This window comes from Novosphingobium sp., assembly GCF_020852455.1.
GTDB lineage: Bacteria > Pseudomonadota > Alphaproteobacteria > Sphingomonadales > Sphingomonadaceae > Novosphingobium.
In genome coordinates this window covers 79,091-104,729 of sequence record NZ_JADZAT010000014.1, presented here as the reverse complement: position 1 = coordinate 104,729, position 25,639 = coordinate 79,091, and the positions used below count along the sequence as shown (strand labels likewise).

General features: G+C 63.7%; 22 protein-coding genes and 1 pseudogene. 16 read left to right on the top strand and 7 right to left on the bottom strand.

Translation table 11 applies throughout. The features are described from left to right. The first annotated feature begins 26 nt into the window (after positions 1-26). Together IT549_RS07410 and IT549_RS07405 are read left to right on the top strand one after the other, a co-directional pair. Entirely contained in the window at positions 27-1,829 is a 1,803-nt protein-coding gene (locus IT549_RS07410) for an acyl-CoA dehydrogenase C-terminal domain-containing protein (RefSeq protein WP_292971460.1), read from the top strand. Positions 1,830-1,947: 118 nt separating this feature from the next. Next, complete coding sequence (locus IT549_RS07405; RefSeq protein ID WP_292971458.1) at positions 1,948-2,481, top strand: hypothetical protein; 534 nt, start codon at positions 1,948-1,950, stop codon at positions 2,479-2,481. A gap of 96 nt (positions 2,482-2,577) precedes the next feature. Here IT549_RS07405 and IT549_RS07400 read toward each other — a convergent pair whose 3' ends face one another. Continuing rightward, a complete protein-coding gene (locus tag IT549_RS07400) occupies positions 2,578-3,573 on the bottom strand; it encodes an MBL fold metallo-hydrolase (RefSeq protein WP_292971456.1) in 996 nt (331 codons plus the stop codon). A gap of 9 nt (positions 3,574-3,582) precedes the next feature. Continuing rightward, positions 3,583-6,249 carry a ribonuclease E/G gene (locus IT549_RS07395; protein ID WP_292971454.1) on the bottom strand — a complete coding sequence of 889 codons (2,667 nt, stop codon included), beginning with the start codon at positions 6,247-6,249 and terminating at the stop codon, positions 3,583-3,585. A gap of 448 nt (positions 6,250-6,697) precedes the next feature. On the opposite strand from IT549_RS07395, the gene IT549_RS07390 reads away from it, so the two are divergent. The 7 genes from IT549_RS07390 (at position 6,698) to IT549_RS07360 (ending at position 14,909) form a co-directional block, all read left to right on the top strand. Next, complete coding sequence (locus IT549_RS07390; protein WP_292971452.1) at positions 6,698-7,570, top strand: N-acetylmuramoyl-L-alanine amidase; 873 nt, start codon at positions 6,698-6,700, stop codon at positions 7,568-7,570. Between the two features lie 86 nt (positions 7,571-7,656). After that, the gene (locus IT549_RS07385) at positions 7,657-10,209 is read left to right on the top strand and encodes a transglycosylase domain-containing protein (protein WP_292971450.1); all 2,553 of its coding nucleotides are present in this window, start codon (positions 7,657-7,659) and stop codon (positions 10,207-10,209) included. 28 nt (positions 10,210-10,237) lie between these two features. Further along, positions 10,238-10,801 carry a peroxiredoxin gene (locus IT549_RS07380; RefSeq protein WP_292971448.1) on the top strand — a complete coding sequence of 188 codons (564 nt, stop codon included), beginning with the start codon at positions 10,238-10,240 and terminating at the stop codon, positions 10,799-10,801. Positions 10,802-10,863: 62 nt separating this feature from the next. Further along, complete coding sequence (prfB, locus tag IT549_RS07375) at positions 10,864-11,991, top strand: peptide chain release factor 2 (RefSeq protein ID WP_292971446.1); 1,128 nt, start codon at positions 10,864-10,866, stop codon at positions 11,989-11,991. A 47-nt stretch (positions 11,992-12,038) separates the two neighbouring features. Then, positions 12,039-12,797, top strand: coding sequence for a class I SAM-dependent methyltransferase (locus tag IT549_RS07370; protein ID WP_292971444.1), 759 nt, complete (start codon positions 12,039-12,041; stop codon positions 12,795-12,797). Continuing rightward, on the top strand, positions 12,794-14,215 hold the full coding sequence (locus tag IT549_RS07365; RefSeq protein WP_292971442.1) for a nitronate monooxygenase: 1,422 nt from the start codon (positions 12,794-12,796) through the stop codon (positions 14,213-14,215). Before IT549_RS07370 ends, IT549_RS07365 begins: the two co-directional genes overlap by 4 nt. Positions 14,216-14,222: 7 nt before the next feature. Then, the gene (locus IT549_RS07360; RefSeq protein WP_292971440.1) at positions 14,223-14,909 is read left to right on the top strand and encodes an alpha/beta hydrolase; all 687 of its coding nucleotides are present in this window, start codon (positions 14,223-14,225) and stop codon (positions 14,907-14,909) included. Here the strand turns inward: IT549_RS07360 and IT549_RS07355 are convergent. The 3 genes from IT549_RS07355 to IT549_RS07345 form a co-directional block, all read right to left on the bottom strand. Then, positions 14,866-15,363 (bottom strand): DUF805 domain-containing protein, encoded by a 498-nt coding sequence (locus IT549_RS07355; protein ID WP_292971438.1) that lies wholly within the window; start codon positions 15,361-15,363, stop codon positions 14,866-14,868. The two genes, IT549_RS07360 and IT549_RS07355, sit on opposite strands and share 44 nt — an antisense overlap. Continuing rightward, positions 15,360-16,694 carry an ammonium transporter gene (locus IT549_RS07350; RefSeq protein WP_292971436.1) on the bottom strand — a complete coding sequence of 445 codons (1,335 nt, stop codon included), beginning with the start codon at positions 16,692-16,694 and terminating at the stop codon, positions 15,360-15,362. Before IT549_RS07350 ends, IT549_RS07355 begins: the two co-directional genes overlap by 4 nt. A gap of 113 nt (positions 16,695-16,807) precedes the next feature. After that, positions 16,808-17,827 carry a D-glycerate dehydrogenase gene (locus tag IT549_RS07345; protein WP_292971435.1) on the bottom strand — a complete coding sequence of 340 codons (1,020 nt, stop codon included), beginning with the start codon at positions 17,825-17,827 and terminating at the stop codon, positions 16,808-16,810. Positions 17,828-17,905: 78 nt separating this feature from the next. Here IT549_RS07345 and IT549_RS07340 point away from each other — a divergent pair, with 78 nt between their 5' ends. Beyond that, on the top strand, positions 17,906-18,379 hold the full coding sequence (locus tag IT549_RS07340; protein ID WP_292971434.1) for an SH3 domain-containing protein: 474 nt from the start codon (positions 17,906-17,908) through the stop codon (positions 18,377-18,379). Between the two features lie 24 nt (positions 18,380-18,403). Here IT549_RS07340 and IT549_RS07335 read toward each other — a convergent pair whose 3' ends face one another. Further along, on the bottom strand, positions 18,404-18,658 hold the full coding sequence (locus IT549_RS07335) for a hypothetical protein (protein ID WP_292971432.1): 255 nt from the start codon (positions 18,656-18,658) through the stop codon (positions 18,404-18,406). Positions 18,659-18,782: 124 nt separating this feature from the next. Further along, entirely contained in the window at positions 18,783-19,979 is a 1,197-nt protein-coding gene (locus tag IT549_RS07330) for an acetyl-CoA C-acyltransferase (protein WP_292971431.1), read from the bottom strand. Between the two features lie 133 nt (positions 19,980-20,112). On the opposite strand from IT549_RS07330, the gene IT549_RS07325 reads away from it, so the two are divergent. The 6 genes and pseudogenes from IT549_RS07325 to IT549_RS07300 all read left to right on the top strand — a co-directional run bounded on the left by IT549_RS07325 (position 20,113) and on the right by IT549_RS07300 (position 25,639). Next, positions 20,113-21,543 carry a coniferyl aldehyde dehydrogenase gene (locus IT549_RS07325; RefSeq protein ID WP_292971429.1) on the top strand — a complete coding sequence of 477 codons (1,431 nt, stop codon included), beginning with the start codon at positions 20,113-20,115 and terminating at the stop codon, positions 21,541-21,543. Then, positions 21,540-22,793 (top strand): hypothetical protein, encoded by a 1,254-nt coding sequence (locus tag IT549_RS07320; RefSeq protein ID WP_292971428.1) that lies wholly within the window; start codon positions 21,540-21,542, stop codon positions 22,791-22,793. The genes IT549_RS07325 and IT549_RS07320 overlap by 4 nt, the downstream gene beginning before the upstream one ends. Positions 22,794-22,876: 83 nt before the next feature. Next, positions 22,877-23,251, top strand: a complete 375-nt coding sequence (ndhC, locus tag IT549_RS07315) for an NADH-quinone oxidoreductase subunit A (RefSeq protein ID WP_292971426.1) — start codon at positions 22,877-22,879, stop codon at positions 23,249-23,251. Next, positions 23,248-23,802, top strand: coding sequence for an NADH-quinone oxidoreductase subunit B (locus tag IT549_RS07310; RefSeq protein WP_292971424.1), 555 nt, complete (start codon positions 23,248-23,250; stop codon positions 23,800-23,802). The genes ndhC and IT549_RS07310 overlap by 4 nt, the downstream gene beginning before the upstream one ends. After that, positions 23,799-24,413 (top strand): annotated as a pseudogene (locus IT549_RS07305) (NADH-quinone oxidoreductase subunit C); the annotation flags it as partial. The gene IT549_RS07310 and the pseudogene IT549_RS07305, both read left to right, overlap by 4 nt. Positions 24,414-24,427: 14 nt before the next feature. Next, entirely contained in the window at positions 24,428-25,639 is a 1,212-nt protein-coding gene (locus IT549_RS07300) for an NADH-quinone oxidoreductase subunit D (protein ID WP_292971423.1), read from the top strand.

The window sequence follows — 25,639 nt, the reverse complement described above, 5'->3', positions numbered from 1 at the left end:
CACCAGCTACACCAAGGATACACACCATGCCCGTTTACAAGGCACCTACGCGCGACACCCGCTTCATCATCAACGAACTGCTGCAACTTGAGCAGCATTCAAGCCTGCCCGGCTTTGAAAACGCCAGCGCCGACATGATCGACGTGGTGGTTGAAGAGTGCGGCAAGTTCTGCAGCGAGGTGCTCGCGCCGCTCAACCTGTCGGGCGATCAGGAAGGCTGCACCCGCCACGCAGATGGCACGGTGACCACGCCCAAGGGCTTCAAGGAAGCCCACGCGCAGTTCCGCGAGGCAGGCTGGGGCACGCTGTCGGCGCCTGAGGAATTCGGCGGGCAGGGCATGCCGCACGTGCTGGGCATGATGGCCGAGGAATTCATCTCGTCTGCCAATCAGGCCTGGGGGATGTATCCCGGCCTCACCAATGGCGCGGTCAGCGCGATCCTGGTCAAGGGCAGCCCAGAGCAGCAGGCGAAGTACCTGCCCAAGATGATCGCCAACGAATGGCTTGGCACCATGAACCTGACCGAGCCGCACTGCGGGACCGACCTTGGCCTGATCCGCACCCGCGCGGTGCCGAATGCCGACGGGTCCTATGCGATCACCGGAACCAAGATCTTCATTTCGGCGGGCGACCACGACCTGACCGAGAACATCATCCACCTGGTCCTCGCCAAGACCCCCGACGCGCCCGACAGCACCAAGGGCATATCGCTGTTCATCGTCCCCAAGGTGCTGGTGAATGACGATGGCTCGCTGGGTGAACGCAACGCGGTGTCGTGCGGGTCGATCGAGCACAAGATGGGCATCCACGCCAACGCCACCTGCGTCATGAACTATGACGGGGCCGCGGGCTGGATGGTCGGCGAGGAGAACAAGGGCCTGGCCGCGATGTTCATCATGATGAACGCCGCGCGCCTGGGCGTGGGCATCCAGGGGCTGAGCCAGGCCGAAACGGCCTATCAGAACGCGGTCAAGTACGCCGGCGAACGCCGCCAGGGCCGCGCGCTGACTGGCCCGGCCGAGCCGAACGAAAAGGCCGACACGCTGTTCGTCCACCCTGATATCCGCCGCATGCTGATGGACGCCAAGGCCTTCACCGAAGGCATGCGCGCGCTGTGCCTGTGGGGCGCCTTGCAGGTTGACCTGTCGCACAAGGCGGCCAGCGAGGAAGAGCGCCAGATGGCCGACGATCTGATCAGCCTGCTGACCCCGGTGATCAAGGGCTATGGCACCGACAAGGGCTTCGACACCTGCGTCCAGATGCAGCAGGTCTTCGGCGGCCACGGCTTCATCGAGGAATGGGGGATGAGCCAGTTCGTCCGCGACTGCCGGATCACCCAGATCTATGAAGGCGCCAACGGCGTGCAGGCGATGGACCTGGTCGGCCGCAAGCTGGCGATGCAGGGCGGCCGTGCGGTCCAGGCCTTCTTTGCCCTGGTCGATGCCGAATGCGCCGCGGCCAAGGCCAAGCCCCAGCTCGAAGCGCTGGCCGGTCAGATCGAAAAAGCCAATGGCGAGCTCAAGGCCGCGACCATGTGGCTGATGCAGAACGGGATGATGAACCCCAACAACGCCGGGGCCGGGGCGCATCATTACATGCACATCATGGGGATCGTCAGCCTGGGTCTGATGTGGCTGCGGATGGCCGAACTGGCCGCCGCCAAGCTGGCCGAAGGCAGCGAAGACAAGGCCTTCTACGAAGCCAAGCTGGTCACCGCGCGCTATTTCGGCGAGCGTTACACCCCCGATGCCGGGGCGCTGCGGCGCAAGCTGGAAACGGGCGGCGAAGCGATGATGGCGCTGCCGGTGGAGATGTTCGCCACGGCGTGAGGGCGTAGTGGTATTCGCTGGTTGAGGGGCAGGCGGCTATCGGCATTTTTTTGCTGGTAGCTGCCGGTCCGGACACGACAACATTGCGAATACTGACAAGACGCGCCAACCTGTCTGGGTGTGTCACTTCATCACATTGATTGCGCCCACCGATGACGCTGCCTCCGTCCGTGCAGTGATGGAGCGGCATGGTCGAGTAGCAGACCTGATCGACAACTTTTCCATCCGCAAGGTTTTACAGGACGGCGAGCGTCAATACCTGACAACGAGTGGACATTGTGACTGCGGTACTGTTCTGGCGCGTCGCAATGACACACCAGAGGCCTTAGAGGCTGAGCTTGCCAAAGAAGAGGCCCGCATGAAGCGTAAGGGCTGGTCGGCAACCAAAATTGCCCGTGCAAATGAGGACCGCCGCAGGGCTGCTGCTAAGCCAAACGGTGGCGGCTCAGACAGTCTCGAGCTCTGGAACGCCGTCCTCAATGACCTTCGAGACGAACTGGGTCTTCCCTATGCTGGCCTGCTTGTCAGGTTGTATTCCGGAGCGATTGCCACGGAAACTTTCAGCGCTTCACGCCGCGAGGTGACAAAGGGTATGCCTTGGCTGGAGGCTCTGGCAGCTTTGAAACACGATGAAGTGACGATCTTCCGTTGAGAGATGTTCAATTTCGCCATCAAACGGTGATTGGTTCGATCTTCACAAATCCCCAAATTCAGTCGCTGATCCGGGGGCGCCATCTAGCTTCGCGCCCTAAAACCCCCGCACTTCGCCCACCTGCATAACCCACGCATTCGCCTCGCCATACTGCTGCTCCAGCGCGGCCTGGCGGAACCGCACCGGCGCTTCGAACGGATCTTCCGGCGTCAGCATGATGCTGCCCCAGTGCATGCCCACGGCGGCGCGGGCTTGCAGGTCGCGAGCGATCTGCACGGCTTCCTCGGGGGTGGCGTGGCTCGCCTCCATGATCACACGCGGGGTGTAGGCGCCGATCCCGATCAGGGCGAGATCGAATGGTCCGTAGCGTTCGCCGATCTCGCGGAAGCAGGCGCCATAGCCAGTATCGCCGCCGAACCAGACCTTCCTGGCGGGCGAGGCAAAGGCCAGGCTGGCCCACAAGGTGCGGTTGCGATCGAACAGGCCGCGCCCGGAAAAATGGACTGCGGGCAGGGCGGTTACGGTGAGGTCGCCCAGCTGCCAGTCCTGCCACCAGTCGAGTTCGACGACCTGGATAAAACCCAGCTTGCGGAACAGGGGCGCCAGCCCCAGCGGGCAGACCACCGGCGTCTCGGCGCGCCAGCGATAGGCCTTGAGCGCGGCCACATCGACATGATCGTAATGGTTGTGGCTGATCGCGATCAGATCGAGCCGGGGCAGTTCATGCGCCCGCAGCGCGGGGGGCAGGAACCGGCGCGGGCCAAGTGCCATCGGCCCGGCGACATCGCCCAGATAGGGATCTGTCAGGACCAGCCGACCGCCCAGCTTTATCGCAAAGCAGGCATGGCCCAGCCAGGCGATCTGGTTCTCGGACAGGCCGGCAAGATCGGGCGGAGTGGAGCTGGCCAGGCCTGGCGGCAGCGGCGGCAGACGCTTCCAGCGCATGTCCCACAACAGGAACTTGAGATAATCGCGCAGGCGTGCGGAGTTGCGCGGACTGCCGGGCGGGTTGCGGAACCCCCCGCCGCGCAAATGGTGATAGGGACGTTCGGAAAGATTGGCCGCGCCCGATGCGCGATCGGGCGCGGCCATCCTGGGTGATTATTCGCCGAAGGTCCGTTGCCACCAGCCACGACGCGGGCTGGCTGACTCTGCTTCCTCAGCAGCAGGTTCGTCCGCCGGGGCAGGGGCCGCTTCGGCCACTTCGGCATCAGCCTTCTTCTTGCGGGTCCGCTTCGGCTTGGCCGGGGCTTCCTCGGCAACCGCGTCAGCCGGTGCTTCAGCCGGTGCTTCAGCCGGAGCTTCGGCTTCGGGTTCGGCTTCGACCTTCTTCTTGCGGGTCCGCTTGGGCTTGGCCGGGGCTTCCTCGGCAACCGCTTCGGCTGGCGCCTCAGCCGGAGCTTCGGCAGGTGCCTCGGCTTCGGGTTCGGCTTCTACCTTCTTCTTGCGGCTGCGCTTGGGCTTGGCCGGCGCTTCTTCGGCAACGGGTTCAGCGGCAGGTGCTTCGGCCGGGGCCTGGTCAGCATCGTCCGAGGCCTCTTCACCCTCAGCGCCTTCGCCTTCGCCGCCATTGCCGTCACCGCGGCCCTTGCCGCCGCGCCGACGACGACCGCGCCGACGCCGTTTGCGGGGCGCTTCGCCATCTTCGCCGACTTCGTCAGCACCGCCATCTTCGCCTTCGCCTTCACCCTCGTCGCCGTCATCGGCTTCGCGGGCTTCGTCGCTGCGATCTTCACCGCCATCGCGGCCCCGACCGCCCCGACGGCGACGCTTGCGGCGGCGCTTGCCGCGGCCTTCATCATCGTCATTCGAACGATCTTCAGCGTCGAAATCGTCCTCGTCCTCGATCACCTCATCATCATCGTCATCCTCGATGGCGATGGTTTCGAAACGGGGGGTGAATTCAGGCCGCGGGCCGGACGAGCCGACGCGCATCTTGGCGCCTTCGTTCTCACCTTCGGGCAGCACTTCAACGCGCACGCCATAGCGTTCCTCGATCTCGGCGAGATCGGCGCGCTTGGCGTTGAGCAGGTAAACCGCAGCTTCGGTGCTGGCATAGAGCGAGATCACGGTGCCCTTGCCCTTGGCGGCTTCGTCCTCGATCAGGCGCAATGCGGAAAGCCCGGCGCTGGAGGCGGTGCGGACCAGCCCGGTGCCGTCGCAGTGCGGGCAGCCACGGGTGGTGGCTTCAAGCACGCCGGTGCGCAGGCGCTGGCGGCTCATTTCCATCAGGCCGAAGCTGGAAATCCGGCCGACCTGGATCCGCGCGCGATCATTCTTGAGCGCGTCCTTCATCGCCTTCTCGACCTTACGGACGTTCGATCCGTATTCCATGTCGATAAAGTCGATCACCACCAGCCCGGCCATGTCGCGCAGGCGCAGCTGGCGGGCGATTTCGCGGGCGGCTTCAAGGTTGGTGTTGAGCGCGGTCGCCTCGATCCCGTGTTCCTTGGTCGAGCGGCCCGAGTTGATGTCGATCGAAACCAGCGCTTCAGTGGGATTGATGACGATGTAGCCGCCGCTCTTCAGCTGGACTTCGGGATCGTACATCGCGGTCAGCTGGTCTTCGGCGCCATAGCGCTGGAACAGCGGCACCGGATCGGCGTACTGCTTCACCCGCTTGGCATGGCTGGGCATCAGCAGCTTCATGAAGTCACGCGCGGCGCGGTAGCCTTCTTCGCCTTCGACCACCACGTCTTCGATGTCGCGGTTATAGATGTCGCGGATTGCCCGCTTGATCAGATCACTGTCCGAATGGATCAGCGCCGGGGCGGTGCTCTTCAGCGTGGTTTCGCGGATCCCGTCCCACAGCCGGGCCAGGTAATCGAAGTCGCGCTTGATCTCGGTCTTGGTGCGCTGCAGCCCGGCGGTGCGGACGATGCAGCCCATGGTTTTGGGCAGATCAAGCTCGGCAATCACGGTCTTCAGGCGCTTGCGGTCAGCCGACGAGCTGATCTTGCGGCTGATTCCGCCACCATGGCTGGAATTGGGCATCAGCACGCAATAGCGTCCGGCCAGGCTGAGATAGGTGGTCAGCGCAGCGCCCTTGTTGCCGCGTTCTTCCTTGACCACCTGGACCAGCAGCACCTGGCGGCGCTGGATCACGTCCTGGATCTTGTAACGGCGGCGCAGCGCCATGCGCTTGGCGCGGATTTCATCGGCTTCCTTGGCGTGACCGCGTCCATTCGAACCACCCTGACGGCGGCGTCCGCGACCGCGGCGGCGCTGCTCGCCAGTGTCTTCCTCGGCGGCTTCTTCGCCTTCATGGTCGAAAGCGTCATCGACGTGACCGTCTTCGATTGTGGCGACTTCGTCCTTTTCGGCGGTGTCGACTTCGGTCACCCCGCCGAAATCATCGTCGTGATGATGTTCGTGAGTGGTGCCGGCCAGTTCGTCGGCAAAGCTTTCACCCAGTTCGTCGTCACCAACGAAGTCTTCCTCACCCTCGGCCTTGGCGCGCAGGGCGGCCTCTTCTTCGGCATGGGCGGCTTCTTCCGCCAGCAGCTGCTCGCGGTCTTCCTTGGGGATCTGGTAGTAATCCGGGTGGATTTCACTGAACGCCAGGAAGCCGTGGCGGTTGCCGCCGAAATCGACGAACGCGGCCTGCAGCGAGGGTTCTACCCTGGTTACCTTGGCGAGATAGATATTGCCCTTGATCTGCTTGTGATCGGCAGATTCAAAGTCGAACTCTTCAATTCGGTTGCCCTTGAGCACCGCCACCCGGGTTTCTTCCTGGTGGCGCGCATCGATCAGCATGCGCATGGTCATTATGAATTCTCCGTGCGCGCCGGGAGGAGACCGGCCCGAAACGGGCGTCTCCACAAATGGCGCGGCTGTATGCGGAACTTCCGCGCCGCCCCGGGAGATCCCGAAGTGACGGTGCGGATGTATCGGTGATGCCGGGGCGCAAAGCAGCTCCGGCGGCGATGAGCGTGTCTGCACCAGCGAAGAGGCGCGGCAGGTAAGGGCGCGCGCAGCGTACCGCCTTGCCCACCAGAACCCCTTGGGCTCGCGGCGGATTGGACGGGACGAAGCTCTTCATCGATACATCAACCTGTTTATCCGGATAGAAAACGCGTCCGGATTCTCCCCCGGGATGCGGTTCCTTTTCCATTGGAACTGATCCGGTTGAGAACTGGTTAGCATTGCTTCGCGCTTGCGGCAAGGTTCGATCAGGCGATTGCGCACGCGCCGCTGCGCGACTAGGCAGGCGGGGATGCGTCGCGTTCTGTTGCTTTTGCTGGTGATCCTTGCGCCGATCGCGGTCTTCGCGGCGATGGTGATGGCTGATCGCTGGTTTGGTCAGCCCGGGCGCGGTTTCGACTATGTGGTCAGCATCGACCTTGCCCCCAACAGCGGCGGCGGACTGCCGAAAATCGAAGGCCCGATGGATTCAAGCCGCCCGCTGGTGGTGATCGATGCCGGACATGGCGGCAAGGATCCGGGGGCGGGGGCCGGGACGCTAAAGGAAAAGGAGCTGACCCTGGCTCTTGCCAGGGCGCTGCGTGACGAATTGCTCAAGCAGGGCGGGGTGCGCGTGGCCCTGACCCGCAGCGATGATACCTATCTGCTGCTGGGCGAACGCCCCGATGTGGCCCGCCGCCTGGGAGCAGACCTGTTCATCTCGATCCATGCCGACAGTACCGAGGCGGATAGCGGCGCCCTGGGGGCGACCGTCTATACCTTGTCGGCCAAGGGCAGCAACGAGGCCGCCGAGCGCATGGCGGCACGCGAAAACGCCGCCGACGAGATCAACGGGATCAAGATCCGCAACCAGAGCGACGATGTGAATGCGATCCTGGTCGATCTGTCGCAGCGCGATACCCAGGCGCGTTCCGAACAGTTTGCCGGCCTGCTGCTGCGCGAAGCACGCGGGCTAATGCCGTTCAAGGAGGCCAGCCCGCAATCGGCCGCCTTTGCCGTGCTGAAATCCCCGGATGTGCCGTCAGTGCTGTTCGAAACGGGCTATATCAACAACGAAAATGATGTCGCGCGACTGGTTTCGCCTGCCGGACGCAAGACCTTTGCCGAAACGCTGGCCAGCGCGATCAAGGTATTCTTCGCGCGTACCGCCGCAGTCCGGGCATAGCCGTGCAATGGTTCTGGAAATCGCGGCCAAGGCCATGCTAGGACCCGCTCGTTATGGCTGAACCCGACGATCAAGGCACTGAATCCGTGCGCCTGCGTATCCGCCGCGAAGCGGGCGGCCTGTGGTCGCGCGTCAGGGGGGTGTTCGGTTCGGGGCTGGAGCGCTGGCGCCAGACCAAGTTCCACGCCTGGCACCAGTCGCGCTGGGAAGACAGCAAGCGGTTTCGCATCGCCAACTATGTGCTGGGCGCCTTCCTGGCCTTTACGCTGGTGCTGTGGGTTGCGGTCACCCGCAATCTGCCGTCGGCCGATACGCTGCTGACCTATCAGCCGCCGCTGCCCACCATGGTGCGAGGCAACACTGGCCAGATCGTCTATTCCTATGCGCGCGAACGGCGGGTCCAGCTGCGCTTTGTCGATTTTCCCAAGCCCTTGATCAACGCCTACCTGTCCGCTGAGGACAAGACCTTCTGGACCCATGGCGGGATCGACTATTCGGGTTTTGCGGGGGCTGTGCTCGACTATGTGACCAAGCTCGGCTCGAACGAGCGCGCCAAGGGTGGTTCGACGATTACCCAGCAGGTGGCCAAGAACATCCTGCTGGGCAACGAGTATTCGATTACCCGCAAGCTCAAGGAAATGGTCCTGGCGCGGCGGATCGAGGGCGTGCTGACCAAACAGCAGATCCTCGAGCTGTACCTCAATGAAATTCCGCTTGGCCGGCAGAGCTTCGGCGTCGAAGCGGCCGCCCAGGCCTATTTCGGCAAGGGCGTAAGCGATCTCTCGCTGGCCGAATGTGCATTTCTGGCCGCCCTGCCGCAGGGCCCCGAGATCTATGGCCGCGAAAAGCATGCCGCACGGGCGCTCGAACGCCGCAACTGGGTGCTGGAGCAGATGGCCAAGAATGGTGTCGCGTCAGCGGCCGAAGTGGCGGCCGCCAAGGCCCAGCCGCTTGGCGTCATCGCGCGCCGGGCTGAAGTATGGGATTCTGCCAACGGCTATTTCGTTGAGGAAGTGCGCCGCCAGCTGATCGCCAAATATGGTGAGAACGCCGAAAACGGCCCGAACAGCGTCTATGCCGGCGGGTTGTGGGTGCGCACTTCGCTCGATCCCGAACTGCAGAAGGCAACGCAGGACGCACTGCGCGCGGGGCTGATGCGCTATGGCGGGGGCCGCGCCTTCACCAAGCCGATCGCCCATGTCGATGTCGACAAGGACAGCTGGCAAAGCCAGATCGCGCTGCTGGGCAAGTCGGTAAACTATCTTGACTGGCGGGTCGGCCTGGTGATCGACCGCGACGGTCCGCGGGCAACTGTTGGCTTTGCTGACGGCAAGACCGGGCCGTTGTCCGGTATCCCCGATGCCCTGCGGGAAGGCGATGTGATCGCTGCCGCTCCGTCGGGCAACGGCTGGGCACTGCGCGTAGTGCCAGAGATTGCCGGCGGAATGCTGCTCGCCGAACCGGCCAGTGGGCGGGTTTTGGCGATCCAGGGCGGGTTCGATTCAGGGCTCGACAGTTTCAACCGGGCCACCCAGGCGATGCGCCAGCCCGGATCGACCATCAAGCCATTCGTTTACGGTACCGGACTTGACTATGGCATGAGCCCGTCAAGCGAAGTCGCTGATGCCACCTTCTGCGTCTATCAGGGTTCAAAGTTTGGCCAGAAATGCTTCCGCAACTTCGGCGGCGGCGGTGGCAGCGGCAATCACACGATGCGCTGGGGGCTTGAGCAATCGCGCAACCTGATGACCGTGCGGATCGCGAATGATGCCGGGATGGACCACGTGGTCCAGACCTTCGAACGCGTCGGGATCGGCAAATATCCGCCCTATCTGGCCTTCGCGCTGGGGGCCGGTGAAACGACCGTGCAACAGATGGTCAATGCCTATGCCGCGCTGGCCAACAACGGGCTCCAATTCCCGTCAACCCTGATCGACTATATCCAGGACCGCAGCGGCAAGGTGATCTGGAAGTCTGACTCGCGGCGCTGCGAGAAGTGCAACATGCCCGACTGGGACGGCAAGCCGATGCCGCGCTTCGATTCGCGCGGCAAACAGGTGATGGACGCTCGTACCGCCTTCCAGGTGGTGCACATGCTGGAAGGCGTGGTTACCCGCGGAACGGCGGTGACGCTGCGCGATCTTGATCTGCCGCTGTTCGGCAAGACCGGGACCACCACCGGCCCCACCAACGTGTGGTTCGTTGGCGGCAACCAGCAGATCGTCGGCGGGGTCTATCTGGGCTATGACCAGCCGCGCTCGCTGGGCGGCTATGCTCAGGGCGGCACGATTGCCGCGCCGATCTTCAAGCAGATGGTCCAGGCGACCAAGCACCGCTGGAGTACCCGGCCATTCGTTGCCCCGAATGATATCCATTGGGTCAAGGTCGATCGGATCAGTGGCAAGCGGGTCTTTACCGGCAGCCCGACCGAGGATCCCAAGAGCTCGGTGATCTGGGAAGCCTTCAAGGCTGAAAGCGAAGCACGGCCGGGGATTGGCACCGAGGAACTGGAAAAGCAGCGCGCGGCCCTGATCAACGCGATCAAGCGCGGATCACAGCGCGGCAGCACCAGCACCGCCCCGGATGATGCGAAGGAACCGGAAGCAGAGCCCAGCATTGCCGCAGATGCACCGATCTGATTTTGCCAATTCTGGCGGGAGAACTCACATGTCGATAAAGCGCCTGATAGCCGGATCGTTTTTGGCAGCGTCGGCTCTGGCCATGCCGGCGGCGGCGCCGGCTGAGCTGCCCCAGGGAGCCAGTGCGCCTGACTTTTCCACCCAGGGTGCGCTTGCGGGCAAGGTGTTTAACTTCAAACTCAAGGCCGCGCTCAAGAAGGGGCCGGTGGTGCTCTATTTCTATCCCAAGAGCTTCACCCAAGGCTGCTCGATCGAAGCACGGGCCTTTGCCGCGGCTTCGCAGGATTTCAAGGCGGCCGGGGCCACACTGATCGGCCTGTCCGCCGATACGATCCAGACCCAGCAGGACTTCAGCCGCAAGGATTGCAGCGACAAGTTTCCGGTGGGTGTGGCCAGCCCCGCGATCATCGCCGCCTATGACGTCCATCTGAAGAAGCCGGATGGCAGCGCCACCGGCCTGTCCAGCCGGACCAGCTATGTGATCGGCCGCGATGGCAAGGTGAAGCTGGTCTATACCGACATGAAGCCCAACGAGCATGTCACACGCACGCTGGCGGCGGTGCGGGCACTGCACGGCGGGCGACACCACTGACCCTTTTACATTGCCGGCATTCCGGCTAACGGGCGCACTCCTGAATTCCGGAGTGACAAGTCATGCGTGCCGAAGGGCAGGCCCATATCGACCGTATCGAAGCCGCCTTGGCGCTGGTTCGCAAGTTCCTTGATTGGGACCGCGCGCTGCGGCGCCTGGATGAACTCAACGCGCGGGTCGAGGATCCCAAGCTGTGGGACAATCCCAAGGAAGCCGAAGCGGTGATGAAGGAACGCCGCCGGCTTGAAGCGGCGGTGGGTACGGTCAAGTCGATCGGCAGCCAGATGGCCGACGCGATCGAATATATCGAACTGGGCGAGCTGGAAGGCGACGAGGCCACCGTCGATGAAGGCATCGCGACGCTGGCCGCGCTGGCCGAACGCGCCGATGCCGACAAGGTCCAGGCACTGCTGGCGGGTGAGGCTGACGGCAACGATACCTATATCGAAATTCACGCCGGGGCGGGCGGCACCGAAAGCCAGGACTGGGCTGAAATGCTGCTGCGGATGTACACCCGCTGGGCGGAAAAGCGCGGCTTCAAGGTCGATCTGATCGAGCACCAGTCGGGCGAACAGGCCGGGATCAAGAGCGCCACGATCCTGTGCAAGGGCGAAAACGCCTATGGCTATGCCAAGACCGAAAGCGGCGTTCACCGCCTGGTCCGGATCTCGCCCTATGACAGCTCGGCCCGGCGCCACACCAGCTTCAGCTCGGTCTGGGTCTATCCGGTGATCGACGACAGCTTCCAGATCGATATCAATCCGGCCGACCTGAAGATTGACACCTATCGGGCGTCGGGGGCGGGCGGTCAGCACGTCAACACTACCGATTCGGCAGTTCGGATTACCCACGTTCCCAGCGGGATCATCGTTGCCAGCCAGCAGGATCGCAGTCAGCACAAGAACCGCGATATCTGTATGGGGATGCTCAAATCGCGGCTCTACGAGGCCGAGATGCAAAAGCGCGAAGAGGCCGCCAGCGCCGAACACGCTTCGAAAAGCGACATCGGTTGGGGGCACCAGATCCGCAGCTATGTTCTGCAGCCCTACCAGATGGTCAAGGATCTGCGCACCGGCGTGACCAGCCCGACGCCGTCCGACGTGCTGGACGGTGCGCTCGATCCGTTCATGGCTGCCGCGCTGGCACAGCGTGTGACCGGTGAGAAGGTGGACGTCGAGGACGTTGACTGAGTCCTGCTTTGCCAAGCGGCGCGGCCTCAGCTAAAGCTGAAAGAGCCATGCGCCTGGGATCGTTCCATGTCCTGTTGATCGGGTTGGCCCTGGGGGGCAGCGCCCTTGCTGTTTCTGGCTGTTCGGTGAAAACTGAGCAGAGCGATCGGCCCCCTGCGGCCCACGAATTTCCAAGCGCTTATCGCGCGGTCTCAACGATGGCCGGCAACGAATTCGCCAACGAGGACCAGCGCGACAACCTGGGTGAGGCCAAGGTGGTGATGGACCTGGCAGCGATCCAGCCAGGCACAACCGTGGCCGATATCGGTGCCGGTGAGGGCTATTACACGATCCGCCTGGCCGAACGCGTCGGCGCCAAGGGCAGGGTGCTGGCCGAGGATATCGATCCCAAGGCGATCCAGCGCCTGGGCCAGCGGGTTGAGCGGGAACGACTGGACAATGTCTCGATCCGCACCGGCGATCCGGTCGATCCGAAATTGCCCGCCAACAGCTTCGACCGGATCTTCATGGTCCATATGTACCACGAAGTGAGCGAGCCCTACGCCTTCCTGTGGTACCTGCGGCCGGCGCTGAAGGCCGGCGGTCAGGTGATTGTGGTCGATGTCGATCGCCCGACTGAGCAGCATGGCATCCCGCCGCGCCAGCTTTTCTGCGAATTCGGAGCTGTAGGCTTCAAACTTGTGCAATTTGTGCTTCGACCCGAGCTTAATGGCTACTATGCGGCGTTCGAGGCAACGGGGAATCGGCCTGAGCCGAGGGGTATCAAGCCGTGCAACACGGCAAACGGAAAGACAGGGACGCAATGACTGCTGCTGCCGCAAGCTTCAAGGGGCTGAAGCCGATCATCTATGGCGGACGCGAGGTCTGGCCACTGGTTGAGGGCGGCAAGGGCGTGGCGGTTTCCAACCACGCCAGTTCGGGCGCCTGGGCCGCCGCCGGCGGGATCGGCACGGTCAGCGCGGTGAATGCAGACTTCTATGACGAAAATGGCGAGCGGGTTGTCCAGGTTTACCGTGGCGCCACCCGCAAGGAACGTCACGACGAACTGATCCAGTTCGGCATCACCGGCGGGGTCGAACAGGTTCGCCGGGCGCACGATATCTCGGGCGGCAAGGGCGCGATCAATATCAACGTGCTGTGGGAAATGGGCGGTGCGCAGCAGGTGCTGGAAGGCGTGCTGGAACGGACCCGCGGGCTGGTGACGGGCGTCACCTGCGGCGCGGGCATGCCGTACAAGCTGTCCGAAATCGCCGCCCGGTTCAACGTCAACTACCTGCCGATCATCAGCTCGGCACGGGCCTTTCGCGCGCTGTGGAAGCGGGCCTATCACAAGGTCTCGGAACTGATGGGCGCGGTGGTCTATGAAGACCCCTGGCTGGCCGGCGGCCACAACGGTCTGTCAAACGCCGAAGACCCGCTGCAGCCGCAGGATCCCTATCCGCGGGTCAAGGCGCTGCGCGACACCATGCGCGCCGAAGGGATCGCGGATTCGGTGCCGATCGTGATGGCCGGCGGCGTCTGGTACCTGCGCGACTGGGAAGACTGGATCGACAACCCCGAACTGGGCCAGATCGTGTTCCAGTATGGCACCCGTCCGCTGCTGACGCAGGAAAGCCCGATCCCGCAGGCCTGGAAGGACCATCTGCGGACGCTCGAGCCGGGTGACGTGCTGCTGCACCGCTTCTCGCCGACGGGGTTCTATTCTTCGGCCGTGCGCAATCCGTTCCTGCGCAACCTAGAGGCGCGCAGCGAGCGTCAGGTGCCCTATTCGAAAGTCGAAGCGGGCGAGCATACCGCGCGGCTTGATGTTGGGGTGGGCAACAAGAACTTCTGGGTTGCTCCGGCTGATCTTGAACGCGCACGGGCCTGGGTTGCCCAGGGCTATACCGAAGGGCTGCGCACGCCCGACGACACCATCGTCTTCGTCGATCCGGCCGAACGCAGCGTGATCCAGAAGGATCAGAAGGACTGCATGGGCTGCTTGTCGCATTGCGGCTTTTCGGCCTGGAAGGATCACGACGATTTCACTACCGGCTACCTCGCCGATCCGCGCAGCTTCTGTATTCAGAAAACGCTGAAGGCGATCGTCCACGGTGAAGATATCGACCAGAACCTGATGTTCGCCGGGCACGCGGCCTTCAATTTCAAGACCGACCCGTTCTATTCGAACAACTTCACCCCCACGGTGAAGCAGCTGGTCGATCGGATCCTGACCGGGAACTAGCCCGCGGATGGAGCGCGCCGCACCCAGTTTACGGTTGTGGGCCAGCGAAGGGCTGGAAGTTCCGAAGTTGCTGCTCAGCCCGTTCCAGCGCGCGGTGCCGATCGCGCCGGGGCGCGGACAGCCGGTGGTGGTCTATCCGGGCTATCTGACCAGCGACGTTTCCTCGATCCGGCTGCGCCGTTCGCTCAGCAAGGCGGGCTATGCGGCCTATGGCTGGCAGATTGGCCGGAACAAGGGCGCGCGTGTTGATCTGCTTGATCGCCTGGGCCGCCATCTGGCCGAGGTGACCGATCGGCACGGCGAACCCGCGGCACTGGTGGGCTGGAGCCTGGGCGGGGTCTTCGCCCGCGAACTGGCCAAGCACCGCCCGGATCTGGTGCGGTTGGTAATCACGCTGGGCAGTCCGTTCTCGGGCAGCCCCAGGGCCAACAATGCCTGGCGAATCTACAATCTGCTCAACGATCACTCGGTCGATAATCCGCCGATTGCCGGCGATCTGGCAGCCAAACCGCCGGTGCCGACGATCGCCGTCTGGTCGCCGATCGACGGGATTGTCGCCCCGGCTTCCGCGCGCGGGTTGCCGCATGAAAGCGATCGCCAGCTGGAACTGCACGAACGCCACCTATCGCTGGCCCGCGCGCCAAAGGGCATCAGTCTGGTGGGCCGGCTTCTGGCAGAGGAGCTTGGGCCCTAGGATCAGGGCCGAACCGGTTGGGCCCGCGGGTGCCGGGGATCGCCAGGAGTGCCAACACGGCGATGCTGGCCAGCGTTGCCAACACGTCAAGCGGCCAGGTCCAGGCATCGAAGGCAATCCTGGCTTCGATCCCGGCACTGTGCGCCAGCACCGAACGCACCAGCCACAGCACGAACGGAAATACCGCAAGCCAGGCCCAGCTGCCACTGCGGCCATGATCGTGACAGCGCCGGGCAATCAGCGCCGGAACAGGCAGCGCGATCAGGACGGCCAGCGCCTTGCGCGCCAGCATCCGCACCTCGAAATCGAGCGTGAAGATGAACAGCAGCGACAGGGCAACCTGCACCATGACTGCGAGCAGCGCATAACTCAGCACTTCGCTGCGGGGGCTTCTGCCTGCGAACGATAGCGTCTGGCGCAAGGTGCCAAGCGCTGATGGAGCAGCAAGGCTCAATCGAATTCCCAGGCGCGTTCGCCATGGCTGGCAAGATCGAGCCCTTCGCGCTCATCATCCTCGCCAACCCGCATCGGGATCACCAGGCTGACCAGCACCGCGATTACTGCCGTTGCCACCGCTGACCAGATCGCAACCACTCCGACCCCGACCAATTGCGCGGCGAACTGGCTGAGCATCGAGGCCCCTTCGTCATAGCCGCCGCCGCCCAGTGCAGGGTGCAGGAACACTGCCAGAAGCAACGATCCGGTAATCCCGCCAACCCCGTGAACCGCGAAAACGTCGAGCGAATCGTCGATCTGCAGCTTCTGCTTGATCACCTGGATCATCGGAAAACAGACCAGCGCGGCGATCAGGCCAAAGAAGATGGCAGCGCCCGGTGAGATGAACCCGGCCGCCGGCGTAACCGTTGCCAGACCGGCAACCGCGCCGGTGGCAAAGCCCACGCTGGTCGGCTTGCCGACCTTGATCTTTTCGATCAGCAGCCACACCAGCGCGGCGGTGCTGGCACCCAGATGGGTGGCGATGATCGCGCTGGACGCAGCATCGTCAGCCGCCAGTGCCGAGCCGCCATTGAAGCCGAACCAGCCGACCCACAGCAGCCCAGCGCCGGCCATGGTCAGCGAGGGACTGTGCGGCAGCATCAGCGTGCGCGGAAAGCCCATTCGCTTGCCCACCAGCAGGGCCGCGACCAGCGCGGATACCCCGGCGGTGGTGTGCACCACGATCCCGCCCGCGAAATCCTTGGTACCGACCTTGGTTGCGAGCCAGCCATCGCCCCACAGCCAGTGGGCAACTGGGGCATAGACGACCAGTCCCCAGACCGCGCAGAAAGCTACGACCCAGCCGAACCGCGCGCGATCGACCCAGGCGCCAACCATCAGCGCGGGAGTGATCGCGGCAAAGGTCATCTGGAACAGCGCAAAAGTGCGCTCGGTAACCGAATAGTCGCCGCGCAGCACATCGAGCGTGTTGTTGAGCATCCACATGCCGCTGCTGCCGATCCAGCCATTGGCCGAAGCCGGATCCCCGAAGGCGAGGTTGTAACCCACCATGATCCACAGCACCGAAGCGATCGCCGCGATCGCACCAACCTGGACCATGATCGACAGGAAGTTCTTGGTGCGCACCAGCCCGCCATAGAACAGCGTCAGCCCGGGCATGGTCATCAACAGCACCAGGGCCGATGAGATCAGCACCCAGGCATTGTCCCCGCTGTTCAAGGCATCTTCCGCAGCATCAGCCGCCAGGGGAGCAGCCTCCTGTGCCCAGGCCACAACGGGCAGCAGGGTTGCGGCGGCGGCCAGGCTCAGGGCCCCAAGCTTGCGCATCGAATTCTCCCTCCGGCGCGGGCATTGACCGCGCGATTCCTTGGCTGGGCACTTAAAGCAAGGATTGCATATGTCGCAAGGTGCGCGCGCAGCTTTGTTGCGTCAGGCCGGGACTATGCCCAGCCTTCCAGCACCTGATCGGGCGGACGATGGCCATCGACCCAGAACCGGATGTTGGCGATCACCTTTTCGCCGGCATGTGCGCGCCCCTCGATCGTCGCGCTGCCCAGATGGGGCAGGGTAATGACATTCGGCAGCGCGATCAGCCGTGGATCGACTTTGGGTTCGTTGGCGAAGACATCGAGGCCCGCCCCGGCGATCTCGCCGCTGGCGAGCGCTGCGATCAGGGCTTCCTCGTCGATCAGGTCGCCGCGCGCGGTATTGATCAGGTAGGCGGTGCTCTTCATTTCCTTGAGCCGCGCGGCGTTGATCAGATGATGGGTGCCTGCACCGGCCGGGCAATGCAGCGAGATGATGTCGCTTTCGGCGATCAGCAATTCCAGATCGGGTTCATAGCGGGCGCCGAACATCGTCTCGATGCTGGGGGGCAGGCGGTGGCGGTTGTGATAGACCACTTCCATCCCGAAAGCGCGGGCACGGTGCGCAACGGCCTGGCCGATCCGCCCCATGCCAATGATCCCCAGCCGTTTGCCGCCGATGCAGTGGCCCAGCATCGCGGTTGGTGCCCACCCGGTCCACTTGCCATCGCGCACCAGGCGGCTGCCTTCGCCCAGACGGCGCGGCACCGACAGGATCAGCATCATCGCCAGGTCGGCGGTATCATCGGTGAACACCCCGGGTGTGTTGGTAACAATGAGCTTGCGAGCCCGTGCCGCCGCCAGGTCGATATGTTCGATACCCGCCCCGAAATTCGCGATCAGGCCCAGCCGATCGCTGGCTGCGGCGATCATTTCAGTATCGATCCGGTCGGTCACCGTAGGGACCAGCACGTCGCAATCGTTCATCGCCGCGACCAGTTCGTCGCGCGAAAGCGGGCGATCCTGCGTGTTGAGCACCACGTCGAACAGCTCGCTCATCCGCGCTTCGACCGAGGGCAGCAGGTGGCGGGTAACCTGAACGCGCGGCTTTCCTGCGATCCGGCGGGCGAGGGGGGTGTCAGTAACCACGGTCATGCGCCAATCGCTAGGCCGTGGGGGGCTTTGCGGTCAAGCGGCTTGAAGCCTTGGGGGCAGGGCGGCTATCATAAGGGCATGTTCCGAATCCGCCACATTGCCGCGCTGACCGCCATGCTTGTGCTTGGCACCTCGCTTGCGGCGGAAGATCCCAAAGTTCCGTACTGGGCCTCGATCCGCAAGGATCAACCCGTCAACATGCGGGTCGGTCCAGGGGAAGACTACAAGATCCTGTGGGTCTATCATCGCCAGCACCTGCCCATGAAGGTGTTGCGAACCAAGGAAGGCTGGCGCCTGGTGCAGGATCCCGATGGAGCCAGAGGCTGGATGCTCTCGCAATTCCTGACCCGCGATCGGGGCGGCTATGTTACCGGCAAGCAACCGGCTGACATGCGCGAGAAGGGTGAAGCCGGGGCCAAATTGCTGTGGCGGCTTTCGCCCGGCGTGGTTGGCTTGCTGGGCGATTGCAAGGCTGGCTGGTGCGAGTTCAGCGTTGGCCCGCGCAGCGGCTTTGTCGAACAGGCCCGACTGTGGGGGGCAGGGGAGCCCTGAGGCTCCCTCCGCACTCCATCTAGATCAGTGGCGACGGTGGTGCTGGCGCCAGTAGGCCCGGCTATCCTCGCGCAGTTCCTGCTTGGCCCGGCTCAGTTCACGACGTTCCTGACGTGCGTCCCGCCAATCGTGCTGACGCAGTTCCTGACGCAGGTCGCGTTGTTCATGGTGCACGGCCGCCACATCGCGGCGCAGTTCGGCGCGGGTGGTACGGGCCTGGGCCACGCCGGGCAGGGCGAGCCCGGCGACAATCGCGATGGCGATCAGCTTGCGGTTCATTTGGGAGCACTCCTTTGCTGGGTTCGGCGGACCATCCGGCCGACCCCCGCAAACTGTGGTTCCGAAACTGAACCCCAGTGAAATGTCCTGTCGCAGCCAAGCGACAAAGTGTCGCCGATTGTCGCTAGACCAGCTCGACCGCAACGGCGGTGGCTTCCCCGCCGCCGATGCACAGGCTGGCGATGCCCTTGGTCTTGCCGTGGCGCTGCAGCGCGGCGATCAGCGTTGTCACGATCCGGGCACCCGATGCGCCGATCGGATGGCCCAGTGCGGTCGCGCCGCCATGGACGTTGATCTTCTCGTGCGGGATGCCCAGGTCATGCATCGCGAACATGGCGACGCAGGCAAAGGCTTCGTTGACTTCGAACAGATCGACATCGGCCAGAGCCCAGCCAGCCTTGGCCAGAACCTTTTCGATCGCCCCGACCGGTGCAGTGGTGAAATCCTTGGGCGCCTGGGCATGGGCGGCAACCGCGACAACCTGCGCCACCGGCTTCAGCCCCTTGTCGGCGGCGACGCTCTGGCGGGTCAGCACTAGCGCGGCGGCACCGTCCGAGATCGAGCTGGAAGTGGCGGCGGTGATCGTGCCGTCCTTGGCAAAGGCGGGCTTCAGTGTCGGGATCTTGTCCGGACGGCCCTTGCCGGGGGCTTCGTCGGTATCGACCACACTTTCACCGGCACGGCTAACCACCGTAACCGGCGCGATTTCACTCACAAAGGCGCCTTCGGTGATCGCGGCCTGGGCGCGGCGGAGCGATTCTATCGAATAGGCATCCTGCGCTTCGCGGGTCAGCTGATAGGCGTCGGCAGTATCCTGCGCGAAGGTGCCCATTGCCCGGCCGGGTTCATAGGCATCTTCCAGCCCATCGAGGAACATGTGGTCATAGGCGGTATCGTGCCCGATCCGAGCGCCGGAGCGATGCTTTTTGAGCAGGTAGGGCGCGTTGGTCATGCTTTCCATGCCGCCTGCTACCACCAGGTCGATCGAGCCGGCGGCCAGGGCTTCTGCACCCATGATCAGCGTCTGCATGCCCGAACCGCAGACCTTGTTGACCGTGGTGGCCTGAACCGAGGCAGGAAGGCCCGCCTTGATCGTCGCCTGACGGGCCGGAGCCTGGCCAAGCCCGGCCGGCAGCACGCAGCCCATATAGACCCGCTCAACCTCGGCACCATCGACGCCGGCGCGCTCGACCGCAGCCTTGATTGCGGTGGCGCCAAGGTCGGTCGCGCTGACGTCGGCCAGCGCGCCCTGCATGCCGCCCATCGGGGTGCGGGCATAGGACAGGATGACGATCGGATCGCTGGCAGAGAGCTGGGCCATGGCGCTTGAACCTTTCTGGAGGGAATTGAGTCTCGCACCCTGTTAATGCTGCATTGCAACAATGGCAATTGCGCGCTTGCCTTTGCTGGCGCTCTGCTCAAGAAGAGTGGCAAATCGCAACGGGGAGCTTGCCATGACTGCCGAAATCGCCCGGATGGAAGACGTCCTGCGCCGCCAGCGCGCCGCCTTTACCGCCGCTTTGCCCGAGCCGCTCTCGATCCGCGCTGACCGGATTGACCGCGCGATTGCGCTGCTGATCGATCACAAGGATGCCTTTGCCAAGGCGGTAAGCGCCGATTTCGGCCATCGCAGCATCGAGCAGACCTTGATGACCGACATCATGCCATCGGTCGGCGCGCTCAAGCATTCGAAGAAGCACCTTGCGGCCTGGAGCCGCGATGAGAAGCGCAAGCCGATGTTCCCGCTGGGTCTGATCGGATCGAAAGCCAAGGTGGTTTACCAGCCCAAAGGCGTGGTCGGGGTGATCGCCCCGTGGAACTTCCCGGTTGGAATGGTGATGGTGCCGATGGCGGGAATCCTGGCCGCCGGCAACCGCGCGATGATCAAGCCGAGCGAGTTTACCGAACGGGTGGCCGACCTGTTCGCCGAAGTGGTGCCGCAGTATTTCGCTGAAGAGGAAATGGCGGTTTTCACCGGCGGAGTCGAAGTCGGGACCGCATTCAGCAAGCTGGCGTTCGACCATATGATCTTCACCGGGGCGACCAGCGTGGGCAAGCACATCATGCGCGCCGCGGCGGACAACCTGGTGCCGGTAACGCTGGAACTGGGCGGAAAATCGCCAACTTTCATCGGCCGCAGCGCGAACAAGAAGCAGGCTGGCGAGCGGATCGCGATGGGCAAGATGATGAACGCCGGGCAGATCTGCCTGGCGCCCGATTACCTGCTGGTTGCCAAGGACCAGGAAGCCGATGTGATCGAAAGCGTGAAGGGCGGGGTGGCCGGCATGTACCCCTCACTCCTGAGTAACGACGATTACACCTCGGTGGTCAACGGCCGTAACTTCGAGCGCCTTCAAGGGTACCTCAAGGATGCCCAGGAGAAGGGCGCCGAGCTGATCGAGGTCAATCCCGCAGGCGAGGACTTCAAGAGCTCGAACGGCAACAAGATGCCGCTGACGATCGTGCGCAATGTGAACGATGACATGAAGGTCATGCAGGAAGAGATCTTCGGACCGATCCTGCCGGTGATGACCTATGATTCGATCGATCAGGCGATTGACTATGTCAACGCGCATGACCGGCCGCTGGGGCTGTACTACTTCGGCCAGGACAAGGCCGAGGAGCAGAAGGTGCTGAGCCGCACGATCTCGGGCGGCGTTACCGTCAACGACGTGCTGTTCCACAACGCGATGGAAGATCTGCCGTTCGGCGGGGTCGGGCCTTCGGGCATGGGCAACTACCACGGCTTTGACGGGTTCAAGACCTTCAGCCATGCCCGCGCGGTTTACAGCCAGAGCGGGATGGACATTGGCAAGCTCTCGGGCTTCAAGCCGCCTTATGGCAAGGCCACTCAATCGACCCTGGCGCGCGAACTGAAGAAATGAAGCGACTGCTGGCCGGCATCCTGATGCTGGCCGCAACCGCCTGCAGCGGCGGGCAGGGGCCTGCTTCGTTGGTTAGTGCCCCGGGCATGCCCTGGCGACCGGTCACGACCGGGATGGCCAAGGCCGATCCGGTCGAACTCGTAGCAAACCATCCCGACAGCGCCGCCGCACGGCTGCGGTTGCTCAATGTCCAGATCGAAGCGCAGGACAAGGCCGGCGCGCTGGCCTCGCTGGCCTGGCTCACAGCGCATGGCCACGTGTTCTCGGCAGGCGGGCAGCGCCAGCTCGCCAAACTTGCCGCCGACTGGGGGCAGCCCGATCCCGGCCTGATCGCCAAAGCCGCGGAACGCTCCGCGAGTGTAGCCTTCGGCGAAGTCCCGGTAGCGGCCCAATTGGTCGAGGCGGTGGCCTTCGATCGCAGGCGCGGCCGCCTGTTCGCCACCACCGTCGTATCCCGGCAGCTTTGGGTTCGCGATTCCGCCGGGCGATGGAGCGCCGTTGCGCTTGCCGGGGTAGATAGCCTTAGCGGCATGGTGATCGATCCCGCGCGCGGGGTGCTATGGGTTGCCTCGGGCAATCTGGGCATGGGGCCGGGGCCGCAGAATGCCTTCCGCGGTCTGATCGCGATTGACCTGGCGACCTTGCGTGAAATGGCACGCATAGCCGCTCCCGACGGGGTCAACCCGTCAGATATCGCATTGGGCGTGAAGGGCACGCTCTATGCCAGCGACCCGATTGGCGGTGGGGTCTATCGCGCGCGGGTGGGCGAAACGGCACTGACCCAGTTGATCGCACCCGGCACCTTGCGTTCCCCGCAAGGGCTGGCTGAAAGCGCTGACGGCCGGCTGCTCTACGTCAGCGACTATGGCTATGGGCTGGCCGCGATCATGCTCGACCAGCGGCGCGTGCTGCGTCTTGGCGCCGGCACCGCGCTGCCGATCCCGCTGGACGGGATCGACGGCCTGTGGCGCCAGGGCAATAGCCTGATCGCAGTTCAGAACGGCACTTCGCCGCAGCGGATCGTGCGCTTGACGCTGACCAATGGCGGGCTTGCAATCCTGCGCGCCGCAGTACTTGAACAGGCCAATCCGGCCTGGACCGAGCCGACTTCGGGCAGTCTGGACGGCAATCGCCTGCTCTATGTCGCAACCGGCCAGTGGGACCGGTTCGACAATGGCGCGCCGCTGCCCGGCAAACCGGTGCAGCCCACACAGGTCCGCTTGCTGCAACTACGCACAACAAACCACTGAATCGGGCCAATCCGGCCCTTGCGCCCGGCCATGCACGGGCCTAGAGGCGGGCCGTTGCCGACTCTTAAGCAGCGGGATTCTACGTGGTCGATCTGTCACAATATCTGCCGATCCTTATCTTTCTGGGGATCGCCTTCGCGCTTTCGGCCCTGTTCGTGTTCCTGCCGATGGGCGTTGCACGCCTGACCGGCACCCACCAGCCGACCGACGAAAAGCTCAGCGAGTACGAATGCGGCTTTCCCGCTTTCGAAGAACCGCGCAGCCAGTTCGATGTGCGGTTCTATCTGGTGGCGATCCTGTTCATCGTCTTTGACCTTGAAGCGGCCTTCCTGTTTCCCTGGGCGGTCAGCTTCCTTGATCTGGGCTGGGCCGCCTGGATGACGATGATGGTCTTTATTGCCGAACTGGTGTTCGGTCTTGTCTATGCCTGGAAAATGGGGGCTCTGGATTGGGAATGAGCGTTCCGGTTGATGCCCTTGGCCGCCCGTTGTGGAACGGTCCGGTTACCGCGCCTGACGCGGGCTTTTTCAACGACCTGACTTCGGAAGTGAATGACAAGGGGTTCCTTGTCACTTCGACCGAGGACCTGTTCCAGTGGGCCCGCACCGGCTCGCTGTGGTGGATGACCTTCGGCCTTGCCTGCTGCGCGGTCGAGATGATCCACGTCAACATGCCGCGTTACGATATGGAGCGCTTCGGCGTTGCCCCGCGCGCAAGCCCACGCCAGTCGGACGTGATGATCGTGGCCGGCACGCTGTGCAACAAGATGGCCCCGGCGCTGCGCAAGGTCTATGACCAGATGTCGGAGCCGAAATACGTCATCTCGATGGGCAGCTGCGCCAATGGCGGCGGCTACTACCACTACAGCTATTCTGTCGTGCGCGGGTGTGACCGGATCGTTCCGGTCGATATCTACGTGCCCGGCTGCCCGCCGACTGCCGAGGCGCTGCTCTATGGCGTGATGCAGCTGCAGCGCAAGATCCGCCGGGTCGGGACGATCGAACGATGAGCAAGGTCCTCCATTCCGCGCCGCGCTGCGCGCCCAACGATGGCGTTGTCGATGCGCTGACCAAGGCACTGGGCAAGCTGGCGATTTCCGCCCGGGAAGAGCATGGCGAAGTCGTGATCACCGTAGCGCGCGAAGGGATCGTCGATGCCCTGAAGCTGCTGCGTGACAAGCACGAATACCAGCAGCTGATGGAAATGGCCGGGGTTGATTACCCCGATCGGGCTGAACGGTTCGAAGTGGTCTACATGCTGCTCAGCGTGACGAAGAACCACCGCTTGCTGGTGAAGGTTTCTGCGGCTGAGGATACTCCGGTGCCCAGCGTAACCGGGCTGTGGCCCAACGCCGGGTGGCTCGAACGCGAAGTGTTCGACATGTACGGCGTGGTGTTCGATGGCAACCCGGACCTGCGCCGGATCCTGACCGACTATGGCTTTGAAGGCCACCCGTTCCGCAAGGATTTCCCGCTGACCGGCTATGTCGAGCTGCGCTACAGCCACGAGGAACAACGCGTGGTCTATGAACCGGTCAAGCTGGCCCAAGACCTGCGTCAGTTCGATTTTCTTAGCCCGTGGGAAGGCGCAGACTATGTGCTGCCGGGCGATGAAAAGGCGGAGGGAGGCAAGGCATGAGCTTCACTCTCGAACAGTCGCCCACCACCGGCGATGAAGTCATCACCAACTACACGATCAACTTCGGCCCGCAGCACCCGGCCGCGCACGGCGTGCTGCGCATGGTGCTGGAGCTGGACGGCGAGATCATCGAACGCGTCGATCCGCATGTCGGCCTGCTTCATCGCGGCACCGAAAAGCTGATCGAAAACAAGACCTATCTTCAGGCGCTGCCGTACTTTGACCGGCTCGACTATTGCTCGCCGCTGGGGATGGAGCACAGCTACGTCCTGGCGATCGAAAAGCTGCTCAACGTCGAAGTGCCGCTGCGCGGGCAATACCTGCGCGTGCTGTTCGCCGAGCTGACCCGGATCTGCAACCACATGCTCAACATGGGGTCGCACGTGATGGACGTCGGCGCGATGACGCCGAACCTGTGGCTGTTCGAAATCCGCGAGGACTGCCTCAACTTCTTCGAACGCGCTTCGGGCGCGCGCATGCATTCGGCCTGGTTCCGCCCCGGCGGGGTCCACCAGGACGTGCCGCAGGCGCTGCTCGACGATCTGGGCGCCTGGCTCGACGACCGGCTGCCGCGGCTGTTCGAAGACGCGATGAGCCTGGTGATCGACAACCGCATCTTCAAGCAGCGCAATGTCGATATCGCCAAGGTCAGCAAGGAAGACGCGCTGGCCTGGGGCTTTTCGGGCCCGATGATCCGCGCCGCCGGGATCCCTTGGGATATCCGCAAGGCGCAGCCCTATGACGTCTATGACCGGATGGACTTCGAAGTGCCGGTCGGCACCAATTCGGACTGCTATGACCGGTTCATGGTTCGCGTCGAGGAAGTGCGTCAGTCGGCCAGGATCATGAAGCAGTGCCTGCGCGACATGCCCTCGGGCCCGGTCGCCAGCACCGACGGCAAGGTCTCCCCGCCCAAGCGGGCCGAGATGAAGCAGTCGATGGAATCACTGATCCATCACTTCAAGCTCTACACCGAAGGCTTCCACGTGCCCGCGGGCGAGGTTTACGTCGCGACTGAAAGTCCCAAGGGCGAATTCGGGGTCTATCTGGTGTCGGACGGCTCGAACAAGCCGTACCGCTGCAAGATCCGCCCGACCGCCTTCAGCCACCTTCAGGCGATGGACTTCATGTGCAAGGGCCACATGCTGCCCGACGCGACCGCCATCCTTGGCGCGATCGACGTGGTGTTCGGGGAGTGTGACCGGTGA